Source organism: Pseudomonas marginalis, assembly GCF_008692035.1.
Lineage (GTDB): Bacteria > Pseudomonadota > Gammaproteobacteria > Pseudomonadales > Pseudomonadaceae > Aquipseudomonas > Aquipseudomonas marginalis.
The window spans coordinates 578,905-596,629 of record NZ_VTFG01000002.1; the positions used below are offsets into that span (position 1 = coordinate 578,905).

Genomic DNA, 17,725 nt, shown 5'->3' on the forward strand with positions numbered 1-17,725 from the left:
GTTTAGCGGGCCTTGGTTTTCTTCACATCCACCAGCCGACGCAGGTGGCAGGTCACTTCTTCACGGTCGTGATACAGCTGCTTGCAGCCGATCTCTACCCGAATACCGCGCGCCTTGAAGCCGTCTTCGATACGCTCCAGCAGGCGCTTGACCTCGGCGTAACGCTGCTTCATCGGCAACTTCAGGTTCACCACCGCCTCGCGGCAATGCCCTTCGCCGATCCAGGTCTCCAGCAATGCCGCGTTGCGCGCCGGCTTTTCGACGATGTCGCAGACCATCCAGTCCACCGGCTGCTTGGGCACGAAGGTAAAGCCGTCGGCCATCAGGTGCTGCACCAGGCCGGTGTCCATCAGGCTTTCGGCCATGGGGCCGTTGTCGATGGCGGTCACCAGCATGCCACGGTTGACCAGCTGCCAGGTCCAGCCGCCAGGGGCCGCACCCAGATCGACACCGGTCATGTCGCCATGCAGGCGCTCGTCCCATTGGTCGCGGGGGATAAAGTGGTGCCAGGCCTCTTCCAGCTTCAGGGTCGAGCGGCTGGGCGCGTCCCGGGGGAATTTCAAGCGCGGGATGCCCATCGGCCACATCGCCGAGTTATTCGACTCGGCCAGGCCCATGAACACTTCGCGGCCGCTTTTGAAGGTCAGCAGCAGGCGCGGCTTGCTCGGGTCGTCCACCAGCTTGCCGGCGTTCAACAAGGCTTTGCGCAGGTGCACTTCGAATTTCTTGCAGAAGTTCGAGAGTTCCTTGCCGTCGTTGGTGTCGACCATCTCCAGCCACAGGCTGCCGCACACCGGGAATTCACGCAGGTGAGCGAGGATCACGCTGATACGGTCGGTTTCCGGCAGGTCGATAAACACCCCGCGCGCCCACTGCCGCGGGAAGATCAGCTCGGCAAAGCGCTGGCCGTGCATCAGGCGCTGGGCGCCGTCTTCTTCGGTGCAGACAAATTCGGCGCAGGCGCTGCCGGTCTTGGCCTTGGCGTAGCCGGAAACGTTCAGGCGCGCGGCGTGTTCCGCGATCTCGGAACAGACTTCGCCCTCAAAACCCGGGCGGCAGTGCATAAAAAGGGTGTTCATCGACTCTCCTGGTGACTCAACTGACGTTGCGCTATCGCAATGCCTGTCATGAAAACGCGCGCATGATAGCCGAGTTCGGAACCTTGGTTCTGTCCATAGAGTCCAGTAATTAGCCAGCTACTGAAAACAGCGCTAGTTTGAAAGCTCTGTTCGTCCCGTCAGGTCCGTAGCCGTGCGGACCATAAGGAGTCATGTAATGTCATCCCTTGATAGCCTGAGTACCCTTAAAACTTTAGAAATCGACGACAAGACCTACCACTATTTCAGCCTGCCCGAGGCCGCCAAGCGCCTGGGTGACCTGGATAAGCTGCCGATGTCCCTCAAGGTGCTGCTGGAGAACCTGCTGCGCTGGGAGGACAACAAGACCGTCACCGGCGCCGACCTCAAGGCCATTGCCGCCTGGCTCAAAGAGCGCCAGTCCGACCGTGAGATCCAGTACCGCCCCGCCCGCGTGCTGATGCAGGACTTTACCGGCGTACCCGCCGTGGTCGACCTGGCCGCCATGCGCGCCGCCGTGGCCAAGGCCGGTGGCGACCCGCAGCGCATCAACCCGCTCTCGCCGGTGGACCTGGTGATCGACCACTCGGTGATGGTCGACAAGTTCGGCAACGCCGACGCCTTCGGGCAGAACGTCGACATCGAAATGCAGCGCAACGGCGAACGCTACGCCTTCCTGCGCTGGGGCCAGAGCGCCTTCGACAACTTCAGCGTGGTACCGCCGGGCACCGGCATCTGCCACCAGGTCAACCTCGAATACCTGGGCCGCACCGTGTGGACCAAGGACGAGGACGGTCGCACCTACGCCTTCCCCGACACCCTGGTGGGCACCGACTCCCACACCACCATGATCAACGGCCTCGGCGTGCTCGGCTGGGGCGTGGGCGGGATCGAAGCAGAAGCGGCGATGCTCGGCCAACCGGTGTCGATGCTGATCCCGGAAGTGATCGGCTTCAAGCTCACCGGCAAATTGAAAGAAGGCATCACCGCGACCGACCTGGTGCTGACCGTCACCCAGATGCTGCGTAAAAAAGGCGTGGTGGGTAAGTTCGTCGAGTTCTACGGCGACGGCCTGGCTGACCTGCCCCTGGCGGACCGCGCGACCATCGCCAACATGGCCCCGGAATACGGCGCCACCTGCGGCTTTTTCCCGGTGGATGAGGTGACGCTGGACTACCTGCGCCTCTCTGGTCGCCCGGCTGCCACCGTGAAGCTGGTCGAGGCCTACACTAAGGCCCAGGGCCTGTGGCGCCACGCTGGCCAGGAACCGGTGTTCACCGACAGCCTGGCCCTCGACATGGGCAGCGTCGAAGCCAGCCTCGCCGGGCCGAAACGCCCACAGGACCGCGTGTCCCTGCCCAATGTCGGCCAGGCGTTCAGCGACTTCCTCGACCTGCAGTTCAAACCCACCACCAAGGAAGAAGGCCGCCTGGAAAGTGAAGGCGGCGGCGGTGTGGCCGTGGGCAACGCCGACCTGGTGGGCGAAACCGACTATGAATACGAAGGCCAGACCTATCGCCTGAAAAACGGCGCCGTGGTGATCGCCGCCATCACCTCCTGTACCAACACGTCCAACCCCAGCGTGATGATGGCCGCCGGGCTGGTGGCGAAAAAAGCCGTGGAGAAAGGCCTCACGCGCAAACCCTGGGTGAAAACCTCCCTGGCGCCTGGCTCCAAAGTGGTCACCGACTACTACAAGGCCGCGGGCCTCACCCAGTATCTGGATAAAATTGGCTTCGACCTCGTGGGCTATGGCTGCACCACCTGCATCGGCAACTCCGGGCCGTTGCCCGAGCCGATTGAAAAAGCCATCCAGAAGGCCGACCTCGCCGTAGCCTCGGTGCTGTCCGGCAACCGCAACTTCGAAGGCCGCGTGCACCCATTGGTGAAAACCAACTGGCTGGCCTCGCCACCGCTGGTGGTGGCTTACGCCTTGGCGGGGACCGTACGCATCGATATCAGCAGCGAACCGCTGGGTAACGATCAACAGGGTAATCCGGTGTATTTGAAGGACATCTGGCCGAGCAGCCAGGAGATCGCCGACGCCGTTGCGCAGGTCAGCACCGGCATGTTCCACAAGGAATACGCCGAGGTGTTTGCCGGTGACGAACAGTGGCAAGCCATTGAAGTGCCTCAGGCCGCGACCTACGTGTGGCAGAAAGACTCCACCTACATCCAGCACCCGCCGTTTTTCGACGACATCGCCGGGCCTCTGCCGGTGATCAAAGACGTCAAGGGCGCCCACGTACTGGCGTTGCTGGGGGACTCGGTGACCACCGACCACATTTCCCCCGCCGGCAACATCAAGACCGACAGCCCCGCCGGCCGCTACCTGCGCGAGCAAGGCGTGGAGCCGCGTGACTTCAACTCCTACGGCTCACGCCGGGGCAACCATGAAGTGATGATGCGCGGCACCTTCGCCAATATCCGCATTCGCAACGAAATGCTTGGCGGCGAGGAAGGCGGCAATACGCTGTACATCCCCACCGGCGAGAAAATGCCGATCTACGATGCGGCCATGAAGTACCAGGCCTCGGGCACACCGCTGGTGGTGATCGCCGGCCAGGAATACGGCACCGGCTCCAGCCGCGACTGGGCCGCCAAGGGCACCAACCTGCTGGGGGTCAAGGCGGTGATCGCCGAGAGTTTCGAGCGGATTCACCGTTCCAACCTGGTGGGCATGGGCGTGCTGCCGCTGCAGTTCAAGCTGGATCAGAACCGCAAGGCGTTGAAGCTTACGGGCAAGGAGAAGATCGATATCCTCGGCCTGACCGAGGTAGAGATCGTGCCGCGGATGAACCTGACGCTGGTGATTACCCGCGAGGACGGCAGCAGCGAGAAGGTCGAGGTGCTGTGCCGGATCGATACCTTGAATGAAGTGGAGTACTTCAAGTCGGGGGGGATTCTGCACTATGTGCTGCGGCAGTTGATTGCCTCTTAAGAACACAGGAGATCAAATGTGGGAGGGGGCTTGCCCCCGATGGCGGTATGTCAGTCAAAACATCTATGACTGATCCACCGCTATCGGGAGCAAGCCCCCTCCCACATTTTGACCGCGTCTAACGCTTCAGATCAGCCGAACAACCACTTCCACAGCAGTACCAGCACCACTACCGCCAGCACCGGCCGCGCAATGCGGTAAGCCTTCGGATGCTTGCGCTTCCACTGCTTGACCACACCGCTGAACTTGTCGCTGAAGGTCTTGCTCCAGGCATACGCCTGGTTGATGCCGCCGACGCGCTCGTCATCCAGGTTCTGCGGTGCGGTGGCGCGGCCCAACTGCTTGCTGACCCAGCGGTTGACGCGGGTCATCAGGCGGTTGCTCAGGGGCCGCTCGATGTCGCAGAACAGGATCACGCGGGTCTTGTCGGTTTCGTTTTTCACCCAGTGCACGTAGGTTTCATCGAACATCACGTCGTCACCGTCGCGCCAGGCGTATACCTGGCCGTCGACGAAGATGCGGCAGTCGTCGGAGTTCGGCGTGGACAAGCCCAAGTGATACCGCAGGGAACCGGCAAACGGGTCACGGTGCGGGTTGAGGTGGCTGCCGCCCGGCAACAGCGCGAACATCGCGCCCTTGACGTTGGGGATGCTGCTCACCAGCGCCACGGTTTTCGGGCACAACGCCTCGGCCGATGGCAGGGGTTTGTCGTACCACTTGAGGTAGAAACGCTTCCAGCCTTTCTTGAAGAACGAACCGAAACCGGCATCGTTGTTCTTTTCCGCGGCGCGGATGTAACCCTCGTCGAACAGGTGCATGGCCTCTTCGCGGATCACTTCCCAGTTGTCCTTGAGCACGTCCAGTTCCGGGAACTTGCTGCGGTCCAGGTACGGCTTGGACGGCACGGCCGAAAACAGGTACATCAAGGCGTTATAGGGGGCGAACAGCGCCGAATGGTTGACGAACTGGCGCAACATCGGCAAACGGGCCTTGCCGCGCAGGTGCACATACAGCGTGCTGCCAATAAACAGCAACAACACCGACAGTTTGGCGGCCAAAGAAAAGGTCATGCAGCAACTCCTGGAAATAAGCGCCTGGCCAACAGCCTCCCGGCGACGGGAGGCCAGACGTGACAGCCGGCCATGATAAACAGTTGGGCCATTATGCAGAAGGCCCAGGCTGACCGGCTGACATAAATCAAGCCTGGTTTTCCTGCTCGGTAAACAAATCGCTGAACAGCATGCTCGACAGGTAGCGCTCACCGGAGTCCGGCAGGATCACCACAATGGTCTTGCCCTGCATTTCCGGCTTCTCGGCCAGGCGCACGGCCACGGCCATGGCGGCACCGCAGGAAATACCGCACAGGATGCCCTCTTCCTGCATCAGGCGCAGGGCCATGGCCTTGGATTCCTCGTCGGTCACCAGTTCCACGCGGTCGACCATCGACAGGTCGAGGTTCTTCGGCACGAACCCGGCGCCAATCCCCTGGATCTTGTGGGGGCTGGGCTTGATCTCGGCACCGGCCAGGGCCTGGGTGATCACCGGCGACACCATCGGCTCGACAGCCACCGACAGGATCGGCTTGCCTGCGGTGTTCTTGATGTAGCGCGACACGCCGGTGATGGTGCCCCCCGTGCCCACGCCCGCCACCAGCACGTCCACGGCGCCATCGGTGTCGTTCCAGATTTCCGGGCCGGTGGTTTTTTCGTGGATGGCCGGGTTGGCCGGGTTTTCGAACTGGGCCGGCATAAAGTAGGTGGCCGGGTCACTGGCAACGATTTCGCCGGCCTTGTCGATGGCGCCCTTCATGCCCTTGGCCGGCTCGGTGAGGACCAATTCGGCGCCGAGGGCCTTGAGCACCTTGCGGCGTTCGATACTCATGGACGCCGGCATGGTCAGCAGCAACTTGTAGCCACGGGCGGCGGCGACAAAGGCCAGGCCGATACCGGTATTGCCGGAAGTCGGTTCCACGATGGTCATGCCCGGCTTGAGTTTGCCGGTGCTTTCGGCGTCCCAGATCATGTTTGCGCCAATGCGGCACTTCACCGAATAGCCCGGGTTACGCCCCTCGATCTTGGCCAGGATGGTCACGCCACGGGGTGCGATACGGTTGATCTGAACCAGGGGCGTGTTACCGATGGAGTGCGCGTTGTCTGCAAAAATGCGGCTCATGGCGGGTCCTATTAGGCGGTTTTCAGAAAGGCTCCAAGGGTATGCCTCGTGCTGCAAAGCGTCCAGTCGAAGGAACGTTGCGCCTGCCGCAGGGGTCCACCGCACCAGTATGGACAGAGGACTCTCCCCATGAAACGTCGCTACAGCTGGCCACTATGGACCATTGCCGGATTGCTGGTGGTCCTGGTCGCCGTGAGCATCGCGCTCCCTTACCTGGTGCGTAACTACCTGAATGACAAGCTCGCCGACATGGGCGATTACCGCGGCCAGGTGACCGACGTGGACCTCGCGCTATGGCGTGGCGCGTACCGGATCAACGGCCTGGAGATCGTCAAGGTCGACGGCAAGGTGCCCGTCCCGTTCGTCAAGGCGCCGCTGATCGACCTGGCGGTGAGCTGGCACTCTCTCTGGTACGACCACGCGGTGGTGGCCAAAGTGCTGTTTATCAAGCCCGAGGTTAACTTCGTCGACGGCGGTGCCAACAAGCAAGCCTCCCAGACCGGTAAGGGCACCGACTGGCGCGAGCAGTTGAGTAAGTTGGCCCCCATCACCCTCGATGAAGTGCGCATTGAAGACGGCAAGATCGCCTTCCACAACTTCAGCTCCAAGCCCGTGGTGAAGATCGACGCGACCGACGTCAACGCCAGCTTCTACAACCTGACCAATGTGGTGGACGTCAAAGGCCGGCGCGACGCGCGCTTCGACGGCAAGGCCCTGCTGCAAGGCCAGGCTCCGCTGGAAGCCACCGCCACCTTCGACCCGCTGAGCAATTTCGAGAATTTCGAGTTTCGCTTTCGCGCCAGGGACTTGCAGCTCAAGCGCATGAACGACTTCGCCGCGGCCTATGGCAAGTTCGACTTCAAGGCCGGCACCGGGGACGTAGTGATCGAAGCCCAGGCGGAAAAAGGTCAGTTGACCGGGTACATCAAGCCGCTGCTGCGCGACGTGGAAGTCTTCGACTGGCAGCAGGACGTGGAGAACAAGGACAAGAACATCTTTCGTTCGATCTGGGAGGCCGTGGTGGGCGCCAGCGAGACCGTATTGAAGAACCAGGCAAAGAACCAGTTCGCCACCCGCGTGGAGCTAAGTGGCAGCGTGCATCAGCAAAATGTCAGCGCGTTCTCCGCTTTTTTGGCGATTTTGCGTAATGGCTTTATCCAGGCGTTCAATGCGCGCTATGAGCAGCCAAAGCCTTCGGCGGATTGAGCCGTGACCGGTCATTCAGAGACTGAATAACCCGTCTGCGTTCACAGTCGCCGGGGCCGCGCGGTATAGTCCGGGCATTGATGAATTCGAGGAATGACCGATGAAGTTCGAAGGCACCCAGGCCTACGTTGCCACCGATGACCTGAAACTGGCCGTCAACGCTGCCATCACCCTGGAGCGTCCGCTGCTGGTCAAGGGTGAGCCCGGCACCGGCAAGACCATGCTCGCCGAACAACTGGCCGAGTCCTTCGGCGCCAAGCTGATTACCTGGCACATCAAGTCCACCACCAAGGCCCATCAGGGCCTGTACGAGTACGACGCGGTCAGCCGCCTGCGCGACTCGCAACTGGGGGTGGACAAGGTGCACGACGTGCGCAACTACCTGAAGAAGGGCAAGCTCTGGGAAGCGTTCGAGTCCGAGGAGCGTGTGATCCTGCTGATCGATGAAATCGACAAGGCCGACATCGAGTTCCCCAACGACCTGCTGCAGGAACTCGACAAGATGGAGTTCTACGTCTACGAAATCGACGAGACCATCAAGGCCCGGAAGCGCCCGATCATCATCATTACCTCCAACAACGAAAAAGAGCTGCCGGACGCGTTCCTGCGCCGCTGCTTCTTCCACTACATCGCCTTCCCCGACCGCACCACCCTGCAAAAAATCGTCGACGTGCACTACCCGGACATCAAGAAGGAGCTGGTCAGCGAGGCGCTGGACGTGTTTTTCGACGTGCGCAAAGTCCCCGGCCTGAAGAAAAAACCGTCCACCTCCGAGCTGGTCGACTGGCTCAAGTTGCTGATGGCCGACAATATCGGCGAAGCGGTGCTGCGCGAGCGCGACCCCACCAAGGCCATCCCGCCCCTGGCCGGTGCCTTGGTCAAGAACGAGCAAGACGTGCAGTTGCTCGAACGCCTGGCATTCATGAGCCGTCGCGGTAATCGATAATGTTGCTCAACCTGTTCAATGAAATGCGCGCAGCCAAGGTCCCGGTGTCGGTGCGCGAGCTGCTCGACCTGATCAACGCGCTGAAACAGCGCGTGACCTTTGCCGACATGGACGAGTTCTACTACTTGGCCCGGGCGATCCTGGTCAAGGACGAGCGGCATTTCGACAAGTTCGACCGCGCCTTCAGCGCCTACTTCAATGGCCTGGAAAAGCTCGACGATCACCTGCAGGCGCTGATCCCCGAAGACTGGCTGCGCAAGGAGTTCGAACGCTCGCTGAGCGACGAAGAGCGCGCACAGATCCAGTCCCTCGGCGGCCTGGACAAGCTGATCGAGGCATTCAAGAAACGCCTGGAAGAACAGAAGGAACGTCACGCCGGCGGCAACAAATGGATCGGCACCGGCGGTACCAGCCCGTTCGGCTCCGGCGGCTACAACCCCGAGGGCATTCGCGTCGGCGACGCCGGCAAACGCCAGGGCAAGGCCGTGAAGGTCTGGGACCAGCGCGAGTACAAGAACCTCGACGACCAGGTGGAACTGGGCACCCGCAACATCAAGATCGCCCTGCGCCGCCTGCGCAAGTTCGCCCGCCAGGGTGCGGCCGAAGAGCTGGACATCGACGGCACCATCGACCACACCGCCCGCGATGCCGGGCTGTTGAATATCCAGATGCGCCCGGAACGGCGCAACACCATCAAGCTGCTGTTGCTGTTCGATATCGGCGGCTCGATGGACGCCCACGTGAAGATCTGCGAAGAACTGTTCTCGGCCTGCAAGACCGAGTTCAAGCACCTGGAGTACTTCTACTTCCACAACTTCGTGTACGAATCGGTGTGGAAGAATAACCAGCGCCGCACCTCCGAGCGCACCTCCACCCAGGACCTGCTGCACAAGTACGGTGCCGATTACAAAGTGATCTTTATCGGCGATGCGTCGATGGCGCCGTATGAAATCACCCAGGCCGGCGGCAGCGTCGAGCATTGGAATGAAGAGCCGGGGTATGTGTGGATGCAGCGCTTCATGGCCAAGTACAAGAAACTGATCTGGATAAACCCGTATCCCAAGGATACCTGGGGTTATACCGCGTCGACGGGGATTGTGCGGGAGTTGGTGGAAGACCAGATGTACCCGCTGACGTTGCGCGGGTTGGAAGAAGGCATGCGCTTCCTGTCCAAGTGATGGCAGGCCTGTAGCCGAGGACATCGGCTACAGGCCCCTCACTCAGCAGTGCTCGCGGTCGATCCAGGCAAACTTGAGGAAGAGCGCGGCGAACCGCTTGACCAGTTCCGAATCCTGACGGTCGACCTTCCCATCATTGTTGACGTCCTGGTGGATCGAGACAGAGGCGCCACGACCATTACCGTCGCTGTACACCGCTGCCGAATAGACAATGGTTTCATCTCGCGGCACCCCCTCCCCTTGATGAAAGTGCAAGCGCACCGTGTCGGGAATCCCGTTGTTATCAAAGTCACCGGCAAATACCTTCAGGTACTTGTCGAAGGGTTCGTCGAGGCTGAACCATTCGAACGCCAGAAACAGCTGGGCAAACTCGATGGCCATCTCTCGGTCCACGGTGTCGACAATGCCGTCCTGATTGAGATCGTCCGCAATGATCCAGTCGAACTGGCCGTCGTCGGTGATATCGAAGGCCGTGGCCCGATGGACAAGCGCGGGGGTCCTGGAATCGTCATAGAACTCCAGGTACACCACATCGGGAACATCGTTATCGAGCACATCTTGGGCAAAAATCTTCAAATAGCGCATGGAAAAGCCTGGATAGTGGATGAACCCATTCAGGTTTTCATGACTGCGCTAAAGCCGCGAAGACGACAAACACTGGCACTCCCGTAGGAGCTTTCCTTACAGCGCAAACCGGCGCAGATACTCCACATGCTGCCGATGCGCCATTTCCTGCACCACCGGCACCAACCTCAGCTTTTCTCCCGGCAAACACTGCGCCAGCCGCGCCAGCGCCAACGGCGTCAAGGCGCCGAGGCGCGGATAGCCACCGATGGTCTGGCGATCATTGAGCAACACGATCGGCTGCCCATCCGGGGGCACCTGGATGCCACCCAACGGAATCCCTTCGGAAATCAGCGACGGTCCCTGGTACTGCAACGGCGTGCCCAGCAAGCGCATGCCCATGCGGTCGGCGCGACTGTCCAGGGCCCACTCGGTGTTAAAGGCATCGAACAGGCTCTGGCCGCTGAACAGGCCAATTTGGGCGCCGACGATCACCTCCAGCGGCGCCTTGGCGGGCAACGCCTGCTCGCTCAGCACTTTCATCCCACCGCCGGTACCGGAGTAGCCCAGTCGCCCGCCTTCGACCAAGGCCTTGCCGAAACCGTCCGGCCCGCCCAGCGCCTCACGTACCACCGTGGCGCAGCTGCCCAGCACATCCGGCGCATCAAACCCGCCAGGGGCCGCCAGGTAAGCCCGCGCGCCGCTGAACGGCTGGGTAAAGCGCAGGCGCTGGCCCTTTTGCAGGATAAAACTGCGCCCGGGACTGATCGCACGTTCATCGATATACGCCCCCAGATCCGCCCCGGCCAGCGCCAACAGGCAATAATCCTCGGCCTGCACGGTAAAGCCACCGAGGGTGATTTCCACCACCGGCGCGTCCAGCGCATTGCCCAGCAGCCAGTTGGCCCAGGACATCGACACCCAATCCAGCGCGCCGCCCTGGGTCACGCCCAGGTGGCGCACGCCAAAACGACCGGCGTCCTGCAGCAGGCACAGCGGCGTGCTGGCCTCGATGATCAAGCGGCTCATGCCTGCGCCTCCAACGGCGTGTCATCGCCACCCAGGTTTATAAATTCAGCGTGGCTGACCGACTCAAAGCGCACCGTGTCACCGGGCTGCATCAGGCTGTAGCCGTCGCGCTCTCGATCGAACAACTTGGCCGGCGTGCGGCCGATCAGATTCCAGCCACCGGGGGACACCACCGGATAGGCAGCGGTCTGTCGCTCGGCGATACCGACACTGCCGGCCGCCACGCGCTGGCGTGGGGTGCTCAGGCGCGGGGTGGCGAGGATTTCATCCACCAACCCCATAAAGGCAAAACCGGGGGCGAAGCCGAGGGCGAACACTTGGTACTCGTGGGCGCTGTGGCGGCGGATCACGTCGTCGACAGCCAGGCCACTGCGCCGGGCGAGCAATGTTAGTTCAGGGCCGACACTCAGGTCGTACCACACCGGCAGCACATGGCACTGGCCGCTGCCCTGGGCCTGGGGTCGCAGGCCGGTCAGGGCCTGGTCGATCAATTCCCGCGCCTGAGCCGGGCTCAACGCCGTGAGGTCGTAATGCACCATCAAGGTGGTGTAGGACGGCACCAGATCCACCAGGGCTGCGCCAAAGCCGCTGCGCAAGCGCTGGGTGGCAGAGAGCATCCACGGCATATTGGCTTCGGCGATCACCTCGAACAGACGCACCATCAGGCAGTCGATCGCCACCACTTCAATCCGTGGCTTCATGCTGGCTTCAATGCCTCGCGGATACGCTTTACGGCGGCGACCGAACTGACATTGTCGCCATGCACGCACAGGGTATTGGCGCGCAACAACAACGGGCTGCCATCGCTGGCGGTCAGGGGTTCGCCACGGGAAAGGGTCAAGGACTGCTGGACGATGACCTCTGGATCATGGTGCACGGCACCCGGCAACTGGCGCGAAACCAGGTGGCCGTTGGCGTCGTAGGCACGGTCGGCGAAAGCCTCGAACCACAGGATCACCCCGTATTCGTCGCCCAGTGCCTGGGCCGCGCTGTTGTCGCGGGTCGCCAGCAGCATCAGCGGCAGGTCGCCATACGCGGCCACGGCCTCGATCACCGCACGCAGTTGCGCCGGGTTGGCCATCATGTCGTTGTACAGCGCGCCATGGGGTTTGACGTAACTGACACGTCCGCCCTGGGCACGGCAGATGCCGTCGAGGGCGCCGATCTGGTAATGCAGCAGGTCCTGGATTTCCTGGGGGGTGTAGGCCATGGAGCGGCGGCCGAAGCCCTGCAGGTCCTGGTACGCCGGGTGTGCGCCCACCTGTACACCGTGCTTGAGGGCCAGGCTGACGGTCTTGCGCATGATGCTCGGATCGCCGGCATGAAAACCGCAGGCCACGTTGGCGCAATCGATGAACGGCATGACCTCGGCGTCCAGACCCATGGTCCAGTTGCCAAAGCTCTCGCCGATGTCGCAATTCAATAGCAGACGGCTCACGCTGGTTGCTCCTGTAGGCTTTGTTTTTTTGTAGTGTGGGATTTTTTACGCAGAACTCGCAACTTGTCCTGACACCCCAACGGCGCTTATCGTGGAATAGCCTGATTTTTGGCGTTTGCCCGGTGCGGCGTCCAACTAATAAAAACCGATCCATGCATAAGAAAAAGTTGATCCCATGAATTTGAAGTTCCTCGAAACCTTCGTCTGGGTGGCCAAGCTCAAGAGCTTCCGCCTGACTGCGGAGAAGCTGTTCACCACCCAGGCCTCGATTTCCAGCCGCATCGCCGTGCTGGAAAGCGAGCTGGGGGTAAAGCTGTTCCTGCGCGACTCCCGGGGCGTGAGCCTGACCCCGGAAGGCTTGAAGGTGCTCGATTATGCCGAGCAGATGATGGTGACCATGCAGGGCCTGAAACAGTCCCTGGAAACCACCAGCAGCAAGGTCGGGCGCATTCGCATCGGTGCGATGGACACGGTGATCCACACCTGGCTCAGCCCGTTGGTGGCGGAACTGATGGACCATTTCCCATTGGTGGAAATCGAATTGGTCGCCGATACCGCGCTTAACCTCAGCGATCAGCTGCAAAAAGGCTTTCTCGACCTGATCCTGCAAACCGACCTGCTGCGCCTGGAAACCGTGCGCAGCCTGGAGTTGGCCAGCCACCCCATGGCCTGGATCGTCGCCAGCCAGTCGATCTACAACCGCGACTACGCCTCCCTCGCCGAACTGGCCCAGGAGCGCATCATCACCTACTCGAAAAACTCCCACCCGCACCAGGACGTCATCAGCCTGATGCAGGCCAACGGCGTGGCCGCGCCACGGATGAACTGCGTGAACTCGGTGTCGGCGATTACCCGGTTGTTGCGCGATGGCTTCGGGATTGGTGCATTGCCGCCGGTGCTGGTCAGGGAAGAACTGGCGCGTGGCGAATTGGTGATGTTGCCGATGGCGCAGAAACTGCCGAACCTGCAGGTGGTGGTGTCGTGGCGCGTGGGGGTGGAATTGGTGGAGGAGATTGTCGGGCTGTGCCAGAAGGTCGTTACCCGCTATGCCGAGGAAGTCGGCGAAGAGCGGATGGTGCTGAACAACTGAATAAACCGGATACACATGTGGGAGGGGGCAAGTCGAGTCGTCGCACCGCCCCTCCCACATTAGACCGAGGCGTCGGTTAGAGACCTTTCAGGTCCCGTTCCTCAATCGGCCGGCTCTGGCGCAAGCGCTTGCCACCCAGCACCACCCAGTCGATCAGGCGGAACAGACACTCCAGGCCAAACGACAGCAGCATCGCCCCGCCCAGGCCCCAGCCCATGGCTTCGGGGGTCAGCAGGATCTGGTAGCTGTAGCCGTTCCAGGTCTCCAGGCGGATATCCGGGTCGGCGGCCACCGCCACTTGCAGTGCGCGGATGTACCACGGGCCTTGCATGGCCTGGAATTGCTTGTCCAACGCCACCTGGCGGTCAAGCATGGCGCCCAGGCTGTTGGCGTCGCTCTGGAACACCGGGTCGTCGCTGGCGCGGTAATGCGCCACCAAGGCCTTCAAGTCACCGTTGAAGAACTGCCGCGCGGTGGTTTCAAACCCGCTCAGGCCGGTCTGGGCCTCGATCAGGTGGGCTTCGACGCGCTTGGCGTAGTCGTTGATAAACCCCGGCACTTGCACGCCGACCAACAGGCCAATGGCAAACAGCACCAACCGCAGATAACTGAGCAACATGGTCGATATCCTTACTCGGTAACGCCCTGGCTGACGCATTCACCGCGTCGCCACAGGCTCCATTGGCCCGGTTCGTAGCGGGTCCAGTTTTCGTTGTCGGTCAACGGCTCGGTGGCGATCACCGTCACCACATCATTGGGGGTGGTTTCGGCCTGAAAATCGACGATCACGTCGACATCCTTGAGGCGCGCCGGGCCAAACGGCGCACGCCGGGTGATCTGCGCCAGTTTGGTCGAGCAATAGCAAAACAGCCAGTCACCGTCGCTGAGCAGGCAGTTGAACACACCTTTGCTGCGGTATTCGGCACAGGCGGCGATCAGGTCCGGCAGCATCTGTTCGATGTCCACCGGCTCGGGGAAGGCCTCGCGCACGCGGTTGAGCAAGTCGCAGAAGGCCGCTTCGCTGTCGGTGTCGCCGACTGGCCGATAGAACGTGGCGCGGGGATGGAAGTCCGCCAACTGGCCGTTGTGGGCGAAACACCAGTTGCGGCCCCACAGTTCGCGCACGAACGGGTGGGTGTTGGCCAGGCTCACCTTGCCGACGTTGGCCTGGCGGATATGGCCGATCACCACTTCACTCTTGATGGGGTAACGCTGCACCAGCAGGGCGACTTCCGACTCGCTGCTCGCGGCCGGGTCCTGGAACAGGCGCAGGCCACGGCCTTCGTAGAAAGCGATGCCCCAACCGTCGCGATGGGGGCCGGTACGCCCACCGCGCTGCATCAGCCCGGTAAAGCTGAACACGATATCGGTGGGGACGTTGGCACTCATGCCCAATAATTCACACATGCCAGGGCTCTCGCTGCAGGGCGGACAACGTTAAAGGCGCGGTTCGACCCGCATACCGCTCACCGGTGCAGGACGACGGAACGGCTCATCGTCTTCATCCACAGGCTCGGCGGCCAAGGCGGCGTCGGTGGCGGCCTTGCGCTCACGGCGGGCGTTGGCGGCGCGCTCGATGGGCCAGCGGATCAGCACAAACACGAGGTACACACCAAAGGCGATCATGGTGTACATGAACAAATCGGAAATCGCCCGCCAGGCGTTATTGCCGACCTTGAGCACCAGGTCCAGGGCCGTGATGGCCACGGCCGGCGCGAACTGAGTCTTGACCGGGTCGACGATGGTCGGGCTCAACAGCAGCACGGCCATCAGCAATTGCAGCGGTTCGCGCAGCCAGCGCCAGATCCAGCGGGTCATGCGCCACCACACCAACAGGCAGCCCAAGGCAGCGAAGGCGTAAAGGCCCCAAGCGGTCAGATAGTCGTTCTCGGTCATGGTGTCCATGGCAAGGTAGGCAAACAGGCGGCTATGATAACGGCTTTTGCGTGTCGCGGCTGCAATGCCTGCCACCTTCCGCCAGACAGAGAGTGCTCCATGCCTTCATCGACCGCCCCGATTGCCCGTAAAGCCCCAGGCCAGGACCCGTACGCCTGGCTGCAAGAGCGCGACAGCGTTGAGGTCCTTGATTACCTGAAGGCCGAAAATGCCTTCCAGGAAGCCCGGCTCGCCGACCAGCAGGCCCTGCGCGAAACCCTGTTCGAGGAGATCAAGGGCCGCATCCTCGAAACCGACCTGTCCCTGCCCTCCCCCTGGGGCCCGTACCTGTATTACACGCGCACCACCGCCGGTGACGAATACGCCCGCCACTACCGCTGCCGCCGCCCGGCCGACGACGGCAACCAGGTGGACGACAGCAGCGAAGAGCTGTTGCTGGACCCGAACGTGCTGGCCAACGGCGGCTTCTTTTCCCTCGGCGCATTCAGCATCAGCCCCGACCACCAGCGCCTGGCCTACAGCCTCGATACCAGTGGCGAAGAGATCTACACCCTGTTCGTGAAGGAATTGGCCACGGGCAAAGTCAGCGAACTGGAGTTCCAGGATTGCGACGGCAGCATGACCTGGGCCAATGACAGCCTGACCCTGTTCTTCGGCGAGCTGGACGACACCCACCGCCCGCACAAGCTGTATCGCTACCGCCTGGATGGCACGGCGGCGCAGGAAGTGTTCCATGAGCCCGACGGGCGTTTCTTCCTGCATTGCTACCGTTCCAGCTCCGAGCGCCAGTTGCTGCTCTCGCTCGGCAGCAAGACCACCAGCGAGGTCTGGGCGCTGGATGCCGACCAGCCGCACCTGGACTTCACCTGCCTGGCGCCACGGGTCGAGGACCATGAATACGATGTCGACCACGGCCAACTGAACGGCGCGTGGACCTGGTTTATCCGCAGCAACCGTGACGGCATCAACTACGCCCTGTTTGTGGCGACCGACATTGGCGACGTGCCGACCGAGGATGAGTGGCAGAACCTGATCCCCCACAGCGATGACGTGATGCTCGACGGTGTCAGCCTGAACACCGGCGCCATGACCCTGAGCCTGCGCATCGGCGGCCTGCCGGTGATCGAAGTGCACCCCCAGGGCTTACCGGCGTATCGCGTGGAGCTGCCCGACGCCGCCTACAGCCTCTACGTGCAAAACAGCCTGGAATTCGTCAGCGACAAGATCCGCCTGCGCTATGAAGCCCTGAACCGCCCGGCCCAGGTGCGCCAGCTGGAACTGGCCAGCGGCGCGCAGCAGGTGCTCAAGGAAACCCCGGTGCTCGGCGTGTTCAATGCCGATGACTACGTCAGCCAACGCCTGTGGGCCACCTCCGTCGATGGCACCCAGGTGCCGATCAGCCTGGTGGTCAAGCGCGACCAGCTCGGCAAGCCGACACCTTTGTACCTGTATGGCTACGGCGCCTATGGCTCAAGCCTCGACCCGTGGTTCTCCCATGCACGCCTGAGCCTGCTGGACCGTGGCGTGGCCTTCGCCATTGCGCATGTGCGCGGCGGTGGCGAACTGGGTGAAGCCTGGTATCGCAATGGCAAGCAGGAACACAAGCAGAACACCTTCAGCGACTTTATCGCGTGTGCCGAACACCTGATCGCCGAGGGACTGACCACCTCCAGGCAACTGGTCATCAGCGGCGGCAGTGCCGGCGGCCTGTTGATCGGCGCGGTACTCAACCAGCGTCCGGAGTTGTTCCAGGCGGCGATTGCAGAAGTGCCGTTTGTCGACGTACTCAACACCATGCTCGACCCGGAATTGCCGCTGACCATCACCGAGTACGACGAGTGGGGCAACCCCGAAGAGCCTGCGGTGTATGAACGCATCAAGGCCTACGCGCCGTACGAAAACGTCAGCGCCCAGGCCTACCCGGCCACGCTGGTGATCGCCGGCTACAACGACAGCCGCGTGCAGTACTGGGAAGCGGCCAAGTGGGTGGCCAAGTTGCGCGCGACCAAGACGGACGACAACCTGCTGTTGCTCAAGACCGAACTGGGTGCCGGCCATGGCGGGATGAGCGGTCGCTACCAGGGATTACGTGACGTAGCACTCGAATATGCGTTTGTGTTCAAGGCGCTGGGGCTGGTTTAAGGAACTTAGCGGGGCGGTCCTGTCTGAACATTCAGACCGCCTCCTGA

16 protein-coding genes are annotated in these 17,725 nt (G+C 62.0%); 6 read left to right on the top strand and 10 right to left on the bottom strand.

What is annotated here, in order from left to right:
• Positions 1 to 2 precede the first annotated feature (2 nt).
• On the bottom strand, positions 3 to 1,079 hold the full coding sequence (gene rlmM, locus FX984_RS22650) for a 23S rRNA (cytidine(2498)-2'-O)-methyltransferase RlmM (RefSeq protein ID WP_053136601.1): 1,077 nt from the start codon (positions 1,077 to 1,079) through the stop codon (positions 3 to 5).
• Positions 1,080 to 1,275: 196 nt separating this feature from the next.
• Here rlmM and acnA point away from each other — a divergent pair, with 196 nt between their 5' ends.
• The gene (gene acnA / locus FX984_RS22655) at positions 1,276 to 4,017 is read left to right on the top strand and encodes an aconitate hydratase AcnA (RefSeq protein WP_065938941.1); all 2,742 of its coding nucleotides are present in this window, start codon (positions 1,276 to 1,278) and stop codon (positions 4,015 to 4,017) included.
• A gap of 131 nt (positions 4,018 to 4,148) precedes the next feature.
• Here acnA and FX984_RS22660 read toward each other — a convergent pair whose 3' ends face one another.
• Together FX984_RS22660 and cysK are read right to left on the bottom strand one after the other, a co-directional pair.
• Positions 4,149 to 5,087: an aspartyl/asparaginyl beta-hydroxylase domain-containing protein gene (locus FX984_RS22660; protein WP_027604254.1), complete on the bottom strand. Its 939-nt coding sequence runs from the start codon at positions 5,085 to 5,087 to the stop codon at positions 4,149 to 4,151.
• A 127-nt stretch (positions 5,088 to 5,214) separates the two neighbouring features.
• Positions 5,215 to 6,189 (bottom strand): cysteine synthase A, encoded by a 975-nt coding sequence (cysK, locus tag FX984_RS22665; RefSeq protein WP_065928169.1) that lies wholly within the window; start codon positions 6,187 to 6,189, stop codon positions 5,215 to 5,217.
• 129 nt (positions 6,190 to 6,318) lie between these two features.
• Between cysK and FX984_RS22670 the strand changes: the two genes are divergently transcribed.
• The 3 genes from FX984_RS22670 (at position 6,319) to FX984_RS22680 (ending at position 9,519) form a co-directional block, all read left to right on the top strand.
• Positions 6,319 to 7,395 carry a DUF748 domain-containing protein gene (locus FX984_RS22670; RefSeq protein WP_027604256.1) on the top strand — a complete coding sequence of 359 codons (1,077 nt, stop codon included), beginning with the start codon at positions 6,319 to 6,321 and terminating at the stop codon, positions 7,393 to 7,395.
• Between the two features lie 100 nt (positions 7,396 to 7,495).
• Positions 7,496 to 8,341, top strand: a complete 846-nt coding sequence (locus FX984_RS22675) for an AAA family ATPase (protein WP_065938937.1) — start codon at positions 7,496 to 7,498, stop codon at positions 8,339 to 8,341.
• Entirely contained in the window at positions 8,341 to 9,519 is a 1,179-nt protein-coding gene (locus FX984_RS22680) for a vWA domain-containing protein (RefSeq protein WP_024074064.1), read from the top strand. Before FX984_RS22675 ends, FX984_RS22680 begins: the two co-directional genes overlap by 1 nt.
• 42 nt (positions 9,520 to 9,561) lie before the next feature.
• Here FX984_RS22680 and FX984_RS22685 read toward each other — a convergent pair whose 3' ends face one another.
• The 4 genes from FX984_RS22685 to FX984_RS22700 form a co-directional block, all read right to left on the bottom strand.
• Positions 9,562 to 10,104, bottom strand: a complete 543-nt coding sequence (locus FX984_RS22685; RefSeq protein ID WP_065938936.1) for a hypothetical protein — start codon at positions 10,102 to 10,104, stop codon at positions 9,562 to 9,564.
• 96 nt (positions 10,105 to 10,200) lie between these two features.
• Positions 10,201 to 11,112, bottom strand: a complete 912-nt coding sequence (locus tag FX984_RS22690) for a 5-oxoprolinase subunit C family protein (RefSeq protein WP_098480194.1) — start codon at positions 11,110 to 11,112, stop codon at positions 10,201 to 10,203.
• A complete protein-coding gene (gene pxpB / locus FX984_RS22695) occupies positions 11,109 to 11,813 on the bottom strand; it encodes a 5-oxoprolinase subunit PxpB (RefSeq protein WP_108574004.1) in 705 nt (234 codons plus the stop codon). Before pxpB ends, FX984_RS22690 begins: the two co-directional genes overlap by 4 nt.
• On the bottom strand, positions 11,810 to 12,550 hold the full coding sequence (locus tag FX984_RS22700) for a 5-oxoprolinase subunit PxpA (RefSeq protein ID WP_098480196.1): 741 nt from the start codon (positions 12,548 to 12,550) through the stop codon (positions 11,810 to 11,812). The genes pxpB and FX984_RS22700 overlap by 4 nt, the downstream gene beginning before the upstream one ends.
• Before the next feature lie 175 nt (positions 12,551 to 12,725).
• On the opposite strand from FX984_RS22700, the gene FX984_RS22705 reads away from it, so the two are divergent.
• Positions 12,726 to 13,640 carry a LysR family transcriptional regulator gene (locus tag FX984_RS22705; protein ID WP_027604262.1) on the top strand — a complete coding sequence of 305 codons (915 nt, stop codon included), beginning with the start codon at positions 12,726 to 12,728 and terminating at the stop codon, positions 13,638 to 13,640.
• Positions 13,641 to 13,716: 76 nt separating this feature from the next.
• Here FX984_RS22705 and FX984_RS22710 read toward each other — a convergent pair whose 3' ends face one another.
• Genes FX984_RS22710 through FX984_RS22720 form a run of 3 tightly spaced genes read right to left on the bottom strand, consistent with a single transcriptional unit; the run spans position 13,717 to position 15,611 of the window.
• Positions 13,717 to 14,259 (bottom strand): DUF2937 family protein, encoded by a 543-nt coding sequence (locus tag FX984_RS22710; protein ID WP_027604263.1) that lies wholly within the window; start codon positions 14,257 to 14,259, stop codon positions 13,717 to 13,719.
• Between the two features lie 11 nt (positions 14,260 to 14,270).
• On the bottom strand, positions 14,271 to 15,047 hold the full coding sequence (locus FX984_RS22715; RefSeq protein WP_065928175.1) for a class II glutamine amidotransferase: 777 nt from the start codon (positions 15,045 to 15,047) through the stop codon (positions 14,271 to 14,273).
• A 30-nt stretch (positions 15,048 to 15,077) separates the two neighbouring features.
• Positions 15,078 to 15,611 (bottom strand): MFS transporter, encoded by a 534-nt coding sequence (locus FX984_RS22720; protein ID WP_141157030.1) that lies wholly within the window; start codon positions 15,609 to 15,611, stop codon positions 15,078 to 15,080.
• 24 nt (positions 15,612 to 15,635) lie between these two features.
• Here FX984_RS22720 and FX984_RS22725 point away from each other — a divergent pair, with 24 nt between their 5' ends.
• Positions 15,636 to 17,678: a S9 family peptidase gene (locus tag FX984_RS22725; protein ID WP_027604266.1), complete on the top strand. Its 2,043-nt coding sequence runs from the start codon at positions 15,636 to 15,638 to the stop codon at positions 17,676 to 17,678.
• Positions 17,679 to 17,725: the final 47 nt, after the last annotated feature.